This is a genomic window from Streptomyces fulvorobeus, from assembly GCF_013167895.1.
GTDB classification, from domain to species: Bacteria; Actinomycetota; Actinomycetes; order Streptomycetales; family Streptomycetaceae; genus Streptomyces; species Streptomyces fulvorobeus.
In genome coordinates, this window is record NZ_BLWC01000001.1 from 3,140,624 (window position 1) to 3,155,965 (window position 15,342).

Sequence of the window (15,342 nt, forward strand, 5' to 3'; positions counted from 1 at the left end):
GGCGGGCCGATCGCATCGGGCCTGCCCGGTAGCGTATGCGCGGACAGCGCACCGCCGGACCACACACGGGTGGGTCGGGACTGACGGAGAGGGCTGGAACGTATGGAAGAGCCGCGTCGCCTCGGCGGCCGGTACGAGCTGGGCTCGGTGCTCGGCCGTGGTGGCATGGCCGAGGTCTACCTCGCGCACGACACCCGGCTCGGCCGCACCGTCGCCGTGAAGACGCTGCGGGCCGATCTGGCCCGCGACCCGTCCTTCCAGGCCCGGTTCCGCCGTGAGGCCCAGTCCGCCGCCTCGCTCAACCACCCCGCGATCGTCGCCGTGTACGACACCGGCGAGGACTACGTCGACGGGGTCTCCATCCCGTACATCGTGATGGAGTACGTCGACGGGTCGACGCTCAGGGAACTGCTGCACTCCGGTCGCCGGCTGCTTCCCGAGCGCACCCTCGAAATGACGGTGGGCATCCTCCAGGCGCTGGAGTACTCGCACCGCGCACAGATCGTCCACCGCGACATCAAGCCCGCGAACGTCATGCTGACGCGTACCGGACAGGTCAAGGTCATGGACTTCGGCATCGCCCGCGCCATGGGCGACTCCGGCATGACCATGACCCAGACAGCGGCCGTCATCGGCACCGCCCAGTACCTCTCCCCGGAGCAGGCCAAGGGCGAGCAGGTCGACGCGCGCTCCGACCTGTACTCCACGGGCTGCCTGCTCTACGAGCTGCTCGCGGTCCGGCCCCCGTTCATCGGGGACTCGCCGGTCGCGGTCGCCTACCAGCACGTACGGGAGGAGCCTCAGCCGCCGAGCAACTTCGACCCCGAGATCACGCCCGAGATGGACGCGATCGTGCTGAAGGCGCTCACCAAGGACCCCGACTACCGCTACCAGTCGGCCGACGAGATGCGGGCCGACATCGAGGCGTGCCTCGACGGTCAGCCGGTCGCGGCCACCGCGGCGATGGGGGCGGCCGGTTACGGCGGGTACGGCGGCTACCACCCGGACCAGCCCACGACCGCCCTGCGCCAGACCGACCCGAACAGTGCGCAGACCTCCATGCTGCCGCCCGTCGGCGCGGACGACGGCTACGGCGGACCCGACGACCGCCCCGACAGGCGGCGTCAGAAGAAGACCAACACCTCGACGATCCTGCTGGTCGTCGCGGGCGTCCTGGTCCTGATCGGCGCGATCCTCATCGGCAGGTCCGTCTTCGGTTCCGCCGGCGAGGAGATCAGACAGGTCACGGTGCCGAACATGGTCGGCTCGACCGTGGCCGAGGCGCAGAGACTCGCGGACAACGCCGGCGTCCTCCTCAAGGTCGGTGGCAAGGAGCCCTGCGAGGCCCAGGAGCGGGGCAGGATCTGCAGCCAGACCCCGGCGACCGGCGAGATGAAGGAGCAGGAGACCGTCACGGTCGTCGTCTCCACGGGAGCGCCGAAGGTCGAGGTCCCCGACGTCACCGACGAGACCGAGGAGGACGCCCGCAGGACTCTGGAGGAGCAGGGCTTCTCCGTGACCGTCGAGTCGGTCGAGTCCGAGCAGACGCCTGACACGGTCGTGAAGCAGAACCCGGCGGGTGGCTCGAAGGCCGAGAAGGAGTCCGAGGTCACGATCACCGTGGCCAAGGAGAAGACGTACAACCTGCCCGACGTACGCACACGTACGTACGACGCGGCACTGGCCCAGCTCAACGCTCTCGGCTTCGCCAACGTCTCGAAGACCGAGATCGACTCGAACGAGCCCGCGGGCACGGTTCTGGAGCAGACCCCGGCCGGGCCGAGCAAGCAGGCCAAGGACGTGCAGATCGTCCTCAAGGTCTCCAAGGGCCCGCCGGAGCCGGAGCAGGTCACCGTCCCGGCCGACCTCCTGGGCAAGAAGTACCAGGACGCGAAGGGCCAGCTGGAGGGCCTCGGTCTGGTGGTCGCCCTCGCCCCCGGTTCCGCGGACAAGCCGGACGCCATCGTGGCCAACAGCAACCCGGGCGGCAACACCCCCGTGCCGAAGGGCAGCACCGTGACCCTCTTCACCGTCGACGCCGGTGGCGGGGGCGGGGCGGGAACGGCGGGGGTGACGGCGGCGGCGGTGACGGTGGCGGTGGCGGTGACGGTGACGGCGGGAACAACGGCGGCGGCCTCTTCGGCGGCCTGGGCTCCCGCGACTGACCGCGTATCGTCCGCACGACGTCGAAGGGCCCCGTCCACCGCTCGGTGGACGGGGCCCTTCGCGGTACGGCGGCGGTGACGGCGAGTCGTCGGGCTCAGCGCAGCTCGACCGGCTTCGTCCTGTCCCGGTCGACCTTCTCCGTACGCACCAGCTCGCCCCACACGATGTAGCGGTACTTCGACGTGTAGACCGGCGTACAAGTCGTCAGCGTGATGTAGCGGCCGGGCTCGGTCACACCGGATTCCCTCGGCACCGGCTGGATGACACCGACGTTGAACTTCGACGTCTCGGGAAGCGTCTCGTAGACCTCGTAGACGTACCAGGTGTCCCGGGTCTCGAAGACGACCGGGTCGCCCGTCCGCACCTTGTCGATGTCGTGGAACCTGGCGCCGTGCCCGTCCCGGTGCGCGGCGAGCGTGAAGTTGCCCTGCTCGTCCCAGGGGAGGGCCGACTTCACCGGGTCCGTGTAGTAGCCGGCGATGCCGTTGTTCAGTGCCTTGGTGGTGGTGCCCTTCTTGACCAGCACCTCACCGTTCCCCATGGCGGGGACGTGCAGGAATCCGATGCCGTCCCTGGTGTCCAGGGCTCCGGGCCCGCGCCCTTCGGCCCAGTGGCCGCGGACCGTGTCACCCTGCCGGTCGGCCGCGCGGCCGGCGAGGACGTTGGTCCACCACAGCGAGTAGACGACGAAGAGGCCGAGCACCAGGCCGGCGGTGATCAGCAGCTCACCAAAGACGCGTACGGCCGTGGCGACGGGGTGACGGCCGCCGCGGCCCACCTCGGGCGGGGACTCGCCGTCCCGCGCCTCGTGCTCGGTCCTCGTCGCCACCGCACCGTCCCTGTCGTGATGATGTTCAGCCCACGAGCGCGTCGGGCTTCCCCTCGCCGCGCGGCCGTTCGTCGACCATCCTGCCCCAGACGATCAATCGGTACGTACTCGTGAATTCGGGCGTACAGGTCGTCAGGGTGAGATACCGGCCCGGGCCTGTGAAGCCCGAACCGGCGGGGACCGGCGCGATCACCGAGACGTTGGAGGGCGACGTCTGGGGAAGGAGGCTGGTCATCTCGTACGTGTAGTACGTGTCCCGCGTCTCCACGACGATCGGGTCACCGGGCTGGAGCTTGTTGATGTAGCGGAACGGTTCCCCGTGGGTGTTCCGGTGGCCCGCCACCGAGAAGTTGCCCTGCTTCGCCGAGGGCATCGCGGTCTTCAGCTTGCCTTCGCCGTAGTGGCCGATCATCCCCCGGTCGAGGACCTTCTCCTTGTCGATGCCTTCGGCGATCGGCGCGACGACGTCGAGCTTCGGGATGTGCATGATGGCGAAGCCCTGTCCCGGCTCGAAGACGCCCGGCTCGCGCTCCCCGCTCGCCCACTCGTCCTGGATCTTGTCCGTCTCCTTGCCGGCGATCAGGTCGGCGCGGACGTTGGTCCACCAGAGCTGGTACGTGACGAACAGCAGCATCAGCACGCCGAGCGAGATGAACACCTCGCCCACGACCCGGCTGGCGACGACGGCCGGGCTGTCCTTGGCCGCGCGCGCCGCTCTGCGCGCCTCCACCCGTGACATCGGGGCGGCAGGAGGGCGGGACGCCTCCGGTGCCGCGCCGGCGGCTTCCGTACGGCGCCTGCCCCGGCCCTTGGCGGCCCTGCGGCGCTCGGCGCGTCCTCCGGTGGGAGGAGGCCCGGCGGTCGCCGCCGAGGGCTGAGCGGGCCCCGTCGCACCGGCCGCGCGGGGACCGGCCGTCCCGTCGTCCGGGGGAGCGGGCCGCGGCGGTCCGGGCTCCGGCGGTCCGGGTTCAGGCCCGCCGGTCCTCTCCGGGGGAGGGACAGGCCCGGGGGGCGCGCCCTGTACGGCCTCAGGGCGGCGGTACCGGTCCGGTTGGTAACCCGCGGGGTCGTACCACTCCTGCGGGTCCCCCTGGGCCTGCTGGAGCCCTTGCCGGGCCTGCTGGGCCTGTTGCTCCCGGGCGGGGTGGGGCGTCGCCGCGCCGCCCGGGATGTTGCCCGCCCTGAACCAGGGCGAGGCGTGCTGCCCGGGCAGGGGGCCCGCCACCGGGTCCGGTGAGGGGCCCGCCAGGGCATCCGGCGCCGGATCTCGCACCGCGTCCCGCACCGGAGCCGGCAGCGGGTCCGTCAGCGGGTCCGCGAGCCGGTCGATCGCCGCCACGAACGTGCCGTCGGCCTCGTACGCACCCTGCGCGTACGGGGCTTCGTCTCCGGCACCTCGTTCGGGGCGGACTCCGCTCACGCGGCGGCCTTGCCCACCACCGGCGCGAGCCCTTCGGACCTCGCCACGGCCCCCGTGTCACCGCATCGCGCCAGCCAGTTGGCGAGCATCAGGTGGCCGTGTTCGGTGAGCACCGACTCCGGATGGAACTGCACGCCCTCGACCGCCAGTTCACGGTGGCGCAGTCCCATGATGATGCCGTCCGCCGTACGCGCCGTGATCTCCAGCTCCGGCGGGACCGTGCCCGGTTCGGCAGCGAGGGAGTGGTAGCGCGTGGCGGTGAACGGGGAGGGAAGCCCGGCGAACACGCCCTTGCCCTCGTGGGTCACGGCAGAGGTCTTGCCGTGCAGCAGCTCCGGGGCCCGGCCCACCACACCGCCGTACGCGACGGCCATCGACTGCATCCCCAGGCAGACACCGAACACCGGTACACCTGTGCCGGCGCAGTGGCGCACCATGTCGATGCAGATCCCGGCCTGCTCGGGAGTCCCCGGGCCCGGCGACAGCAGGACTCCGTCGAAGCCGTCCTGGGCGTGGGCCGTGGACACCTCGTCGTTGCGCACCACCTCGCACTCGGCGCCGAGCTGGTAGAGGTACTGAACAAGGTTGAAGACAAAACTGTCGTAGTTGTCGACGACGAGAATGCGTGCGCTCACTGACCGGTCCCCGCTCCACTGGTGCCTTCGCCGTCCACCGTGACATCACCGAACGGAAGCAGCGGCTCCGCCCAGGGGAAGACGTACTGGAAGAGCGCGTAGACCACGGCCAGTGCCAGCACGAGCGAGATGACCGCCCGCACCCACGCGTTACCCGGCAGATGCCGCCAGATCCAGCCGTACATGCTGCGCCCTCCGTTCGGTACGGCACCAGACTAAAGGGCCGGGGCTCAGGCGTGGGTCAGCTGTGGGAAGCCGCCGGGTCGGGGCGTCGGTCACGGCGCCCCCGCCGCAGCAAGGGCTACTCCGCGGGCTCGGCGTAGTGGAGATCCACCGTGCCCGAGTAGCCGGGAAGGGTCACCCGGTCGTCCTTGTCGACTTTCCAGCCCAGCCCGTACGCCTTCACGTACAGCTGGTAGTTCTGGATCGCCTTGGAGTCGCTGAGCGCCCGCCTGAGCTTGTCGGCGTCGCCCACGGCGGTGACCTTGTAGGGCGGCGAGTAGACCCGGCCCTGGAGGATCAGGGTGTTGCCGACGCAGCGGACGGCGCTCGTGGAGATCAGCCGCTGGTCCATGACCTGGATCCCGCGGGCGCCGCCCTGCCAGAGCGCGTTGACGACCGCCTGGAGGTCCTGCTGGTGGATGACCAGGTCATTGGGTTGCGGCTCGGGGTATCCGGGGTTGGCCGTGGCGTCCGGAGGGGCGTCGTCGAGGGTGACACCGAGCGCCTCCCCGGTGACCTCCGTGGTGCCGGCCGCCTTCTCCAGCGCCGAGAGCTTCGCGTCCTCGGCCCTGGTGCTGCCGTCGTCGCGCTGGGCCAGGGTGTCGATCTCCTCGCGGAGCGCGGCGGTCGACTCGTTGAGATCGGCGTTGCCCTGGCTGCGCTGATGGATGAGGTCGGAGAGCTTCAGCAGCGAGGAGTCGGTACGGATGTCGGTGCCCTTGGCCGTGTTGGCACTGGTCACGAAGATCAGTCCGGCCAGGGCGAAAACGGCAGCGGTGAGCCCCCGGACCGGCCACCGCGAGACGTGCCGGACCGGGCCTTCGGGAAAGTCGGCAGAATTGCTCAACGTACCCTTATCTCCTCAGGCGCCACGGAAGCACTACGCTAACGGACGCCCGGGGGCGGCAACATTCCCCCTCGTGCTCAGCCCCGGCGTCAGCCACAGTTCTCTGCGCGGTCACGCAGCGCATCGACAGGAGAGTTCCTCGTGCCGAAGTCACGTATCCGCAAGAAGGCCGATTTCACGCCCCCGCCGGCGAGGACGGCCACGAACATAAAGCTGACCAACCGAAGTTGGGTGGCGCCGGTGATGCTGGCGCTGTTCCTGATCGGTCTGGCCTGGATCGTGGTCTTCTACGTGACCGAGGGTGACCTGCCCATCAAGGCCCTGGGCAACTGGAACATCGTCGTGGGCTTCGGCTTCATCGCCGGCGGCTTCGGTGTGTCCACGCAGTGGAAGTAGCTCCACCCGCATCTTCCACACTCCCCCAAGCCCTGCCCTGAGTTACCCACAGAGTTATCCACAGGTGGGGGAAAAGGTCAGACGATCTGTGGATAACCTGCGTCGAAGTTGACGCCGGTATGACTGCACCCTCCCTCGTCGAGGGAGGGATCGCCCCTTGTCCTGACTGGAAAAACCCAGCTCAGCGACAAGGGGCACACGTGTTCCCCACGTAGTGCACAAGATTCGGCACCGTCTGTGGACAACTCGGACGCCAAGAGGTCGAAAGTGTTCGGATGACGCTCAGCTGAGCGCCGCTGTCCGGGCGAGGACGGTGCCGATCACGCCGGCCAGGACCAGTGCGCAGGTCCCGTACTGCACCAGGTTCCGCCGCTCGCGCGGGGCATGGACCAGGCCGATGGCGAGCAGAACGCCCGCGATCAGACCCCCGACGTGGGCCTCCCAGGCGATGCCGCCCCAGGTGAAGGTGAAGAGCAGGTTCAGCGCGAGGAGCGCGAGGACCGGCCGCATGTCGTAGTTCATCCGGCGCATCAGGACGACCGTCGCGCCCAGCAGACCGAAGATCGCGCCCGAGGCACCGAGCGAGCCCTGCTGGGGCGAGCTGATCAGATAGGTGAGAGCGCTGCCCGCCAGCCCCGAGAGCAGGTAGAGGGCGAGGTAGCGGACCCGGCCGAGGGCCGCTTCCAGCGGTCCCCCCAGCCACCAGAGCCCCAGCATGTTGAACGCGATGTGCCACACCTCCTGGTGCAGGAACATCGAGGTCAGCAGCCGGTACCACTGCCCCTCGGCGACTCCTTCCAGCCCGTCGGAGGAGTACGCGCGGCCGAACAGGAGCAGATCGTCCAGCAGCCATTCCCTGCCCAGCACGGCGAGGAAGACCGCGACGTTGATGCCGAGCAGGATCTTGGTGACCAGCCTCGGGTCCGCGGCCACCGTGCCGCCCGCGAGCGTACGGGGCCGGTTGGCGGCCGGGTGGTGGCCGGTGCCCGAGCCCGCACGCACGCACTCCGGACACTGGAACCCCACCGAGGCGTCGACCATGCACTCGGTGCAGATCGGCCGCTCGCACCGCGTACAGCGGATGCCCGTCTCGCGGTCCGGGTGGCGGTAGCAGGTGGGCGGACCGCCCGGGACCGCGGAGGGGTCCTGGCCTGCTGGCGGCTGCTGGTCCATCGGTCCTCGCCCCTCGGTCGGTCCTGGTCCTGACGGCGACGGACACGCCGGCGCGCTGCTCGTCCGCCATGGACAGTACGGACGAGCAGGGCGGTTGGTTCCCCCCTCGGCTCCCCCCAGGCGCTCCGCCGTCGCCTCCCGCCCGGAGGCGGACCGGTCAGCGGGGAACCGCGTTCAGCGGGTCTCGACGACGACGGACTCGATCACCACGTCCTCGACCGGGCGGTGGGTACGCGGATTGGTCGCCACGGCGGCGATGGTGTCCACGACCTTCCGGCCGGCGTCGTTCGCGACCTCGCCGAAGATGGTGTGCTTGCCGGTGAGCCACGCGGTCGGCGACACGGTCAGGAAGAACTGCGAGCCGTTGGTCCCGGGGCCCGCGTTGGCCATGGCCAGCAGATAGGGCTGGTTGAAGTTGAGGTCCGGGTGGAACTCGTCACCGAACTCGTAACCGGGGCCGCCCGTGCCGTTCCCCAGCGGGTCGCCGCCCTGGATCATGAAGCCGCTGATGACCCGGTGGAAGACGGTGCCGTCGTACAGCTTGTCCGTGGACTTCTGCCCGGTCGCCGGGTGGGTCCACTCACGCCCGCCCGTGGCGAGCTCGACGAAGCTCCTGACCGTCCTGGGGGCGTGGTCCGGCAGGAGCCGGATCTCGATGTCGCCCTGACTGGTCCTCAAGGTGGCGTAAAGCTGCTCGGCCACGTTCTGCCTTCCCTCATTCCTCAACTGCGTCCGCCGATCCTCGCACGGCGGGCCCATCCGTGACATTGTCGGCGCCACGTTCCCCTTGCACCGCAATGTCCGAACAAGCGGTTCATGACCCGGATGCCCCGCCCCGCATGCTGAGGATGGCCCCCGAGGGGCATGATTTCGCACTGGGTGGAAAGGCGGAGTACTACCCGCCACCAAGGAGGAGGATTCCCGTGACCCGCATCGACAGCGTGCGCGCCGCAACCGACTCGGCTAAGGAGAGCGCGCAGCACGCCGCGGAAGTGGTGGCGCCCTATGCCGAATCGGCCAAGGAACAGGCCGCGCACTACGCGTACGAGGCGCGTGCGCGGCTCGCGCCGAAGATGTCCAAGGCAGCCCACCAGGCCCGTGTCCAGTACGTGGCTCATCTCGCCCCACACATCGAACAGGCACGAACACACGTACCGCCCAAGGTGGATGTGGCGGCACAGCGCGCCGCCGCCCGCACCCGCCACGTCGCGAGAAGCGCCGCCGACTACACCGTCCCGCGCGTCGAACACGCGGTGTCCGTCGCACAGCCGATGGCCGGGGAAGCTGCCGCACGCAGTGCTGCCGCGCTGGCGGCGCTGCGCGGGCAGGTGACGGCCAAGGACATCCAGCGGCTGGTCAGGAAGCACCAGCGGCGGGCCAAGGCCGGCCGGCTGGCCAGGAACCTCACGGTTCTCGGCCTCGTGGCCGGTGGCGCCTACGCCGCCTGGAGGTGGTGGGACAAGCAGGCCAACCCGGACTGGCTCGTCGAGCCGCCGGCGCCCACCGAGGTGTCCGACGACCGCGCACCGCTGACCTCGGTCGACGGCAGTGGTCAGACGGTGTTCGACCCGGACATCGAGCCCAAGCACTCGGACGCCGAGGCGAACGGCACCGACCTCGACGACCGCCCCTGACCCACCGGACGGCGTGACCGCCCCCAGGAACGAGAGGGGCGCCGGAAGACCTCGGTCTCCGGCGCCCCTCTCTCCGTCCGCCCGCCTGCGCCCTCAAGGCCCGCCGCGACGGAGATGGGAACGGGGCCGCAACGGGTGGCCAAGCACAAAAAAACCCTCTGACCTGCGGTTTCGCAGGTCAGAGGGTGTTTGACGTGTGGAGCCTAGGAGATTCGAACTCCTGACATCTGCCTTGCAAAGGCAGCGCTCTACCAACTGAGCTAAGGCCCCGAAAAGGGGACAGCACCCAACACGTCCGTGTCGCGGCGACCGTCGCAGACCAGAGTACCGGGTGACCCCCGGAATCCTGCAAAAGGATTGGGCCTCCCGGTCGGCAACCACTCTCCGTAGGATGCACGACGAGGTTCGCAGCAGCGAAGCCGCAGCGAAGGGGAGACGCCATGGACGCAGCGCAGCAAGAGGCGACGGCGAGAGCCAGAGAGCTTCAGCGCAGTTGGTACGGGGAGCCGCTGGGGGCGCTCTTCCGCCGGCTGATCGACGACCTCGGCCTGAACCAGGCCAGGCTCGCCGCGGTGCTTGGTCTGTCGGCTCCCATGCTCTCCCAGCTGATGAGCGGCCAGCGCGCCAAGATCGGCAACCCCGCGGTCGTACAGCGGGTGCAGGCCCTCCAGGAGCTGGCCAGTCAGGTCGCGGACGGCAGTGTCAGCGCGGGAGAGGCCACCGACCGGATGGAAGAGATCAAGAAGGCGCAGGGCGGGTCGGTCCTGACCTCCACCGGCCACACCTCGTCCACCGGCGGAGCGCCCACCGTCAGGCGGGTCGTCCGTGAGATCCAGTCCCTGCTGCGGTCGGTGGCCGCGGCGGGCGACATCATCGACGCGGCGGACTCCCTCGCCCCGACCCACCCGGAACTGGCAGAGTTCCTCAAGGTGTACGGCGCCGGGCGCACCGCCGACGCGGTCGCGCACTACGAAGGACAGCAGAGCTAAGCACCCGGGCGGGGAGCCAACTCCCCGGAGACGGGCACGAGCCGACACAGGACTGGGAGCGGGCGCAGCGCGATGGGTGAGGTCTTCGCTGGTCGGTACGTACTGGTCGATCCGATCGGACGGGGTGGGGTCGGCGCCGTATGGCGGGCCTGGGACCACCGCCGCCGCCGTTACGTCGCGGCCAAGGTGCTCCAGCAGAGCGACGCCCATACGCTGCTGCGCTTCGTCCGCGAACAGGCACTGCGGATCGACCATCCCCACGTGGTGGCCCCCGCGAGCTGGGCCGCCGACGACGACAAGGTCCTGTTCACCATGGACCTGGTCAGCGGCGGTTCGCTGGCCCATGTCATCGGCGACTACGGCCCGTTGCCCCCGCGCTTCGTCTGCATGCTCCTCGACCAGCTGCTGTCGGGACTCTCGACGGTCCACGCCGAAGGCGTGGTGCACCGCGACATCAAGCCGGCCAACATCCTCATGGAGGCCACCGGGACGGGCAGACCGCATCTGCGGCTCTCCGACTTCGGCATCTCGATGCGCAAGGGCGAGCCCCGGCTCACCGAGACCAACTACGTGGTGGGCACGCCCGGTTACTTCGCGCCGGAGCAGATGACGGGCGCCGAGCCCGACTTCCCCGCCGACCTGTTCGCGGTCGGTCTCGTCGCGCTCTATCTGCTCCAGGGCAGGAAACCCGACTCCCAGGCCCTCGTCGGGCACTTCACCACGCACGGAACTCCCGGTGCCCCGCAGGGAATTCCCGAGCCGCTGTGGCAGGTGCTCGCCGGTCTGCTGCAACCCGACCCGCAGGCCCGCTTCCGGACGGCCACGGGGGTGCGCAAGGCCCTCACCGCGGCGGTCGAGATGCTGCCGGAGCCTGCCGAGGACGAGGAGCCGGTGGAGGTCTTCGACCAGATCGGCCCGCTGCCGGCCGGTTTCGGCCCCACGGGACCGCTCACCGCCCGCGAGACGCCCGCGCGGCCTCCTCTCCAGGCCGGGGCGCAGCCACACGCGGCCCAGAGCTCCCCGCAGGACACACGGGCCCCCCAGCACGCAGCACAGCAGCCTCCCGCCCAACAGCCCGCTGACCAACAGCTCCCCGGCCAACAGCCCCACGCACAACCGCCGTACGCCGCCAATCCGTACGCCCCCAACCCGTACGCGCAGCCGTCCGGCCCGCCCGCGCCCGTCCCCGCGCCCGTCCCCGCGCCCGCGTCCATGTCGGAGACAGGAAGCTTCCACCTCGCGCCGCCTCCCCAGCCGACCGCGCTCCCGCCCCACGCGGCTCAGCCCGCCGCCCCGCATCCCCCGCTCCAGGCGCACCCAAACTCCCCCTTCCCCGCTGCCGCGCCCGACCTCGCCCAGGCCCCCACCGCCGCGGCGCGGCACGAACCGTCCCCGACCCGCGCGTACACCGCCCAGCACGCGCAGGTCCCGCATCCCGGGGCGCCGGTCTCCCCGCACCACGGCGCACCCGCCCGCCGGACGCGGCCGGGACCGCCCCGAAGGTGGCGGTCCCGGTCCTGCTCGTCGCTCTGCTCTGTTTCGCGGTGGGTGTCTGGGCCCTGACCCAGACCTGAGACGTACGCCCCGGCCGGAGCCCTCCTGGCCTACCAGCTCCGGTGAGGACCGCCGTACGGCGGCTGTTGCTGCCCGCCGGCGCCCGGCGGGGCGGCGGCTACCGCGCGGCGCCTGGCCAGCAGCGTCCACGCCCCGAGCCCGAGCAACAGCACCGTGCCCGAGCCGATCCCGGCCACGGCCACCAGTTCCATCGTGCCGCTCCGAGCCGCCTGCGGGGCGCTCTGCCCGCTCGCGGCCATCTCCTTGTCCTCCTCGCTGACGCCGAAGATGCCGGCCGCACCGGCGTACGGCGATGTCTTCGGGTCATTGCGGACACTGACCTTCAGCCGCAGGGGAATCGCCTGGTCGCCGTAGAACGTGGCGACCTTCGGGCTCAGCGTCACCGAGAGGTGGTACCACCCGGCGAAGCGCATGGCGCTGACGTCCGAGGCGGAGTCGAACCGGTTCCGGTAGTCCACCGGAGGCAGCGGTTCCAGCGCGACGGACGCCGTCTTCCCCGAGTAGGAGAGCGTCTCGCCCTCGACGTGGCCCAGGACGGGGTTCTCCAGCGACAGGGCGAGCGCGTTGCCCAGGTACTCGGTCGACCTGCTGCTGTTGCTCAGCACGGCGCTGGCGAAGATCTGCTGGCCCCAGTCCACCGGCACCCGGTAGAAGCGGGTCTGACCGGGCGCGATCCTGTCGTGCCACTCGCCGGTCCCCAGGCTGGTGGCCTCGTGGAAACTGTTGCCGCCGGCCCGCTTGCGCTGGCCCGTGGGAGGGACGGGCGAGGCCGATGACCAGTTCTCCGGGGCCTCGGTCGCCTGCGCGTCCGCGGCCTTCACCGCCGGTTCCGACTCGTACCGCAGCTCCAGGCCCCATTCGCCGGAGGACGACGCCGCGTTGCTCTTCCGCTCGACGAGTACGTTGTACTCACCGGCCTCCCGGCAGACGCTGTTGCCCTTCTCGACGACGCGGTGGGCGTACGCGGCGATCGGCCGTGCGAACTCCGCCGGCCCGAACACCGCGTCCTCCGAGCTGCACCGCGTGTCGTCGACGTCTCTGATGCTGACGGTGATGCCGTCCCCGTAGGCGACCTTGGAGCCGGCCCCGGGCACCGCCACCGCGGAGACGTAGGCGCTGGTCTCGGCGTCGAGGTTCAGCCGGTAGTAGAGCTTCTGACCCGGCTTGATCGCGCTCCGGTAGACCGATCCTGACGTCAGTTCCGGCGCCTCGGCGTTGGTCTCCGTGCCCCGCACCTTCGCCGCCTCGGGGTCGAAGGCGTACGGAGCCGGGCCGTCGGCCGCGTGTGCCTGACCCGCCAGGGCCACCATCGCGCACATCGCCGCGATGGACGCGAGCGCCGTCCGGCCCCTGTCGCGCTGCCTCTTCACAGGCTCCCCCTCGTCATCTGCGTGTCCGCCCCGCGCCGACCACGTGCGGACCCGGGCCCGGCGGTCACAGCCACCGCGGCGCCCGCTCCGGCCGTGGCCGCGATGCCGCTCCATCCTGCCCCGCCCGTGCCGCCGCTGTCTTCGGCCCCCTGCAATCGCCCCGCCGGTCCGCCCTGCCGTGCGAGGACGGAGCCTGGCCTTCGTCTTCGCTCCCGCAAGCCGGCGAGGTGCCCGGGTGCACTCAGGGGCACCCATTGCCACGTTCACGGGACGGCGACAACGGCCCCGGACAGCACGAAGCCCCGGCCGCTCGGCGACCGGGGCTCGCTACGGACTGTTCCGTCTCACACACCCGAACCTGCGGGCACGGAGTCGGTCGCCTCCGTCCACAGATCCTGCTCGGCGCGATCCGCCTGGATCTGGCGGTACACGAGGAGCCCGCCGATGGCAGCCAGTGCGACCAGGAGAAGCTTCTTCACCGCGCGACCTCGTCTTTCCTTGGCGTAAGGGACTTCTGCCGCTCGACTATACACACCGGCCGATACCGATCAGTGACCTGCCTGGAACGCAACTGGGGCCTGGTCGCCCGCGTCACCGAACAGCCGAAATCATCCTTTTCCGGACCGGTTGCACCATACGAGTGGTGTTCATCCGAAGAACTGCGCACGCGGGGCGTCGGTCGCCGAAATCACCGGCGAAATCCACATCATCGGGAGGGTAAGCAGACCGGACCACCCGAGAGCGAGGGGCCATGAGCGCCTTCAAGGTAAAGACCATCTGGACCGCCTTCATCACCGCCTTCTTGGCGATCCTCGCCTCCCTGGGGCTCGCCGCCACCAGCCAGGCCGCGGCCGCCGCGCCGACGTCCGCCACCCAGGAGCACACGGGTGCCACCGCGGCAACTCCGTCAGTCCCCGCCGTGCGATGGACCCTTCCGCGTGACAGGGCACTGCCACCCACGATGAAGCAGCGCATCCGCGCCGAGGCCCACGGCTCCTCGCCGGCCACCCGCCAGCTGTCGGCCGACTCCAGGAACGCGACCCTCACCCGTAACGGCAACCACACCACCCAGGGCGCCCCGGCCGGCGACTCCGCCCTCCTGCCGCCCTGAACGGCCTGAGAGCGCTGCGGGCACCGAGAGCGCCCGAGAACGATTCCCAGGGCCCCAGGTCCGGTTCACACCGGCCAGGGGCCTTTCCCATACGCCGACACCCGGGGGAAGTCCGAGTATCACGGAACCCGCTCACAGGCACGCCCCATCCCGCGGCTCCACGGAAACGCCAGAGGCCCCGACCACTAATGGTCGGGGCCTTCGGACTGGTGGGGCTAACAGGATTTGAACCTGTGGCCTCATCCTTATCAGGGATGCGCTCTAACCAACTGAGCTATAGCCCCGCCGCGCTGTGCGCTGACTTCTGAAGATTAGCGCACGTCGGGGCCAGTCCCAAAATCGATACCTGGCGCGCTACTCGTCCTCGGCCAGAGTGAGCTCGACTCCGCCCACGAAGCCCGCCGACAAGTTGTAGATGAAGGCGCCGAGCGTCGCCAGCGCCGTGGCCAGCACCACGTCGATCACCGCGATGACCGAGGTGAAGATGAGGACCCGCGGCAGCGAGAGGAACGACTGCAGATCGAAGCCGTTGCTCTCGTTGGACCCGGTGGCCTCGCTGATCGTGCCGCCCACGGTGGAGAAGACCCCCATCGCGTCCATCACCATCCACAGGACCGCGGCCGCGACCACCGTGCAGATACCCAGTGCGATGGAGAGCAGGAAGCTCACCTTCATCACCGACCACGGATCGGCCTTGGCCACCCGCAGACGCGCCTTGCGCGTGCGCGGAGTGGTCCGTGCGCCCGTCTTGGGCCGGCGCACAGCCTGGGCGCCGCCCGCGGCGCCGCCCCCGCCCTGCGTGCCGCCCACAGGCGCCACGTAAGCCTGCGGCGGGTGATAGGGGCCCGCCTTCCCCTGCGCGGGGTCACGCTCACCGGGCAACGGCCCGGTCGCATAACCCTCGTACTGGGGCTGTGGCCCCCGAGTGTCCGTCACAGTGCCCCCTTGGGAGTCCGTGGCAGGGCCACGGGCACC

Annotated in this window: 16 protein-coding genes and 2 tRNA genes; 6 read left to right on the forward strand and 12 right to left on the reverse strand. The window is 70.3% G+C overall.

Going from position 1 to position 15,342, the window contains the following annotated elements; translation table 11 throughout:
* Positions 1–102: 102 nt before the first annotated feature.
* Positions 103–2,244: a Stk1 family PASTA domain-containing Ser/Thr kinase gene (gene pknB, locus Sfulv_RS14190; RefSeq protein WP_256668922.1), complete on the forward strand. Its 2,142-nt coding sequence runs from the start codon at positions 103–105 to the stop codon at positions 2,242–2,244.
* Between the two features lie 16 nt (positions 2,245–2,260).
* Here pknB and Sfulv_RS14195 read toward each other — a convergent pair whose 3' ends face one another.
* The 5 genes from Sfulv_RS14195 to Sfulv_RS14215 form a co-directional block, all read right to left on the reverse strand.
* Complete coding sequence (locus Sfulv_RS14195) at positions 2,261–2,995, reverse strand: class E sortase (RefSeq protein WP_173314037.1); 735 nt, start codon at positions 2,993–2,995, stop codon at positions 2,261–2,263.
* Positions 2,996–3,020: 25 nt separating this feature from the next.
* The gene (locus Sfulv_RS14200) at positions 3,021–4,415 is read right to left on the reverse strand and encodes a class E sortase (protein ID WP_173314038.1); all 1,395 of its coding nucleotides are present in this window, start codon (positions 4,413–4,415) and stop codon (positions 3,021–3,023) included.
* Complete coding sequence (locus Sfulv_RS14205; protein ID WP_173314039.1) at positions 4,412–5,050, reverse strand: aminodeoxychorismate/anthranilate synthase component II; 639 nt, start codon at positions 5,048–5,050, stop codon at positions 4,412–4,414. The genes Sfulv_RS14200 and Sfulv_RS14205 overlap by 4 nt, the downstream gene beginning before the upstream one ends.
* On the reverse strand, positions 5,047–5,235 hold the full coding sequence (locus Sfulv_RS14210) for a hypothetical protein (protein ID WP_173314040.1): 189 nt from the start codon (positions 5,233–5,235) through the stop codon (positions 5,047–5,049). Before Sfulv_RS14210 ends, Sfulv_RS14205 begins: the two co-directional genes overlap by 4 nt.
* 116 nt (positions 5,236–5,351) lie before the next feature.
* Positions 5,352–6,119 (reverse strand): DUF881 domain-containing protein, encoded by a 768-nt coding sequence (locus Sfulv_RS14215; protein WP_173314041.1) that lies wholly within the window; start codon positions 6,117–6,119, stop codon positions 5,352–5,354.
* Positions 6,120–6,260: 141 nt separating this feature from the next.
* Here Sfulv_RS14215 and crgA point away from each other — a divergent pair, with 141 nt between their 5' ends.
* Complete coding sequence (gene crgA / locus Sfulv_RS14220) at positions 6,261–6,515, forward strand: cell division protein CrgA (protein WP_173314042.1); 255 nt, start codon at positions 6,261–6,263, stop codon at positions 6,513–6,515.
* Positions 6,516–6,797: 282 nt separating this feature from the next.
* Here crgA and Sfulv_RS14225 read toward each other — a convergent pair whose 3' ends face one another.
* Positions 6,798–7,688, reverse strand: a complete 891-nt coding sequence (locus Sfulv_RS14225) for a rhomboid family intramembrane serine protease (RefSeq protein ID WP_173314043.1) — start codon at positions 7,686–7,688, stop codon at positions 6,798–6,800.
* 174 nt (positions 7,689–7,862) lie between these two features.
* A complete protein-coding gene (locus Sfulv_RS14230) occupies positions 7,863–8,390 on the reverse strand; it encodes a peptidylprolyl isomerase (protein WP_173314044.1) in 528 nt (175 codons plus the stop codon).
* A 221-nt stretch (positions 8,391–8,611) separates the two neighbouring features.
* Between Sfulv_RS14230 and Sfulv_RS14235 the strand changes: the two genes are divergently transcribed.
* Positions 8,612–9,322 carry a DUF5324 family protein gene (locus Sfulv_RS14235; protein WP_173314045.1) on the forward strand — a complete coding sequence of 237 codons (711 nt, stop codon included), beginning with the start codon at positions 8,612–8,614 and terminating at the stop codon, positions 9,320–9,322.
* Between the two features lie 197 nt (positions 9,323–9,519).
* On the opposite strand, the gene Sfulv_RS14240 is transcribed toward Sfulv_RS14235, so the two are convergent.
* Positions 9,520–9,592, reverse strand: a tRNA-Ala gene (locus Sfulv_RS14240).
* Positions 9,593–9,762: 170 nt separating this feature from the next.
* Between Sfulv_RS14240 and Sfulv_RS14245 the strand changes: the two genes are divergently transcribed.
* Together Sfulv_RS14245 and Sfulv_RS14250 are read left to right on the forward strand one after the other, a co-directional pair.
* Positions 9,763–10,311 carry a helix-turn-helix domain-containing protein gene (locus Sfulv_RS14245; protein ID WP_173314046.1) on the forward strand — a complete coding sequence of 183 codons (549 nt, stop codon included), beginning with the start codon at positions 9,763–9,765 and terminating at the stop codon, positions 10,309–10,311.
* 72 nt (positions 10,312–10,383) lie between these two features.
* Entirely contained in the window at positions 10,384–11,874 is a 1,491-nt protein-coding gene (locus Sfulv_RS14250; RefSeq protein WP_371874666.1) for a serine/threonine-protein kinase, read from the forward strand.
* Between the two features lie 41 nt (positions 11,875–11,915).
* On the opposite strand, the gene Sfulv_RS14255 is transcribed toward Sfulv_RS14250, so the two are convergent.
* Together Sfulv_RS14255 and Sfulv_RS29790 are read right to left on the reverse strand one after the other, a co-directional pair.
* On the reverse strand, positions 11,916–13,256 hold the full coding sequence (locus tag Sfulv_RS14255) for a hypothetical protein (RefSeq protein ID WP_173314047.1): 1,341 nt from the start codon (positions 13,254–13,256) through the stop codon (positions 11,916–11,918).
* Between the two features lie 344 nt (positions 13,257–13,600).
* Positions 13,601–13,735, reverse strand: a complete 135-nt coding sequence (locus Sfulv_RS29790; RefSeq protein ID WP_003958712.1) for a DLW-39 family protein — start codon at positions 13,733–13,735, stop codon at positions 13,601–13,603.
* Between the two features lie 272 nt (positions 13,736–14,007).
* Here Sfulv_RS29790 and Sfulv_RS14265 point away from each other — a divergent pair, with 272 nt between their 5' ends.
* On the forward strand, positions 14,008–14,367 hold the full coding sequence (locus Sfulv_RS14265) for a DUF6344 domain-containing protein (protein ID WP_173314048.1): 360 nt from the start codon (positions 14,008–14,010) through the stop codon (positions 14,365–14,367).
* Positions 14,368–14,574: 207 nt separating this feature from the next.
* Here Sfulv_RS14265 and Sfulv_RS14270 read toward each other — a convergent pair.
* Together Sfulv_RS14270 and Sfulv_RS14275 are read right to left on the reverse strand one after the other, a co-directional pair.
* Positions 14,575–14,651: transfer RNA gene (locus tag Sfulv_RS14270), tRNA-Ile, on the reverse strand.
* Between the two features lie 70 nt (positions 14,652–14,721).
* Positions 14,722–15,303, reverse strand: coding sequence for a DUF3566 domain-containing protein (locus Sfulv_RS14275; protein WP_173314049.1), 582 nt, complete (start codon positions 15,301–15,303; stop codon positions 14,722–14,724).
* Between the last annotated feature and the right edge of the window lie 39 nt (positions 15,304–15,342).

Excerpts from the sequence above, each read along its gene's own strand:
- Sfulv_RS14245 (WP_173314046.1), top strand. The coding sequence starts at position 9,763 with ATGGACGCAGCGCAGCAAGAGGCGACGGCGAGAGCCAGAGAGCTTCAG.
- pknB (WP_256668922.1), top strand. The coding sequence starts at position 103 with ATGGAAGAGCCGCGTCGCCTCGGCGGCCGGTACGAGCTGGGCTCGGTG.
- Sfulv_RS14265 (WP_173314048.1), top strand. The coding sequence starts at position 14,008 with ATGAGCGCCTTCAAGGTAAAGACCATCTGGACCGCCTTCATCACCGCC.
- Sfulv_RS14225 (WP_173314043.1), bottom strand. The coding sequence starts at position 7,688 with ATGGACCAGCAGCCGCCAGCAGGCCAGGACCCCTCCGCGGTCCCGGGC.
- Sfulv_RS14210 (WP_173314040.1), bottom strand. The coding sequence starts at position 5,235 with ATGTACGGCTGGATCTGGCGGCATCTGCCGGGTAACGCGTGGGTGCGG.
- Sfulv_RS14250 (WP_371874666.1), top strand. The coding sequence starts at position 10,384 with ATGGGTGAGGTCTTCGCTGGTCGGTACGTACTGGTCGATCCGATCGGA.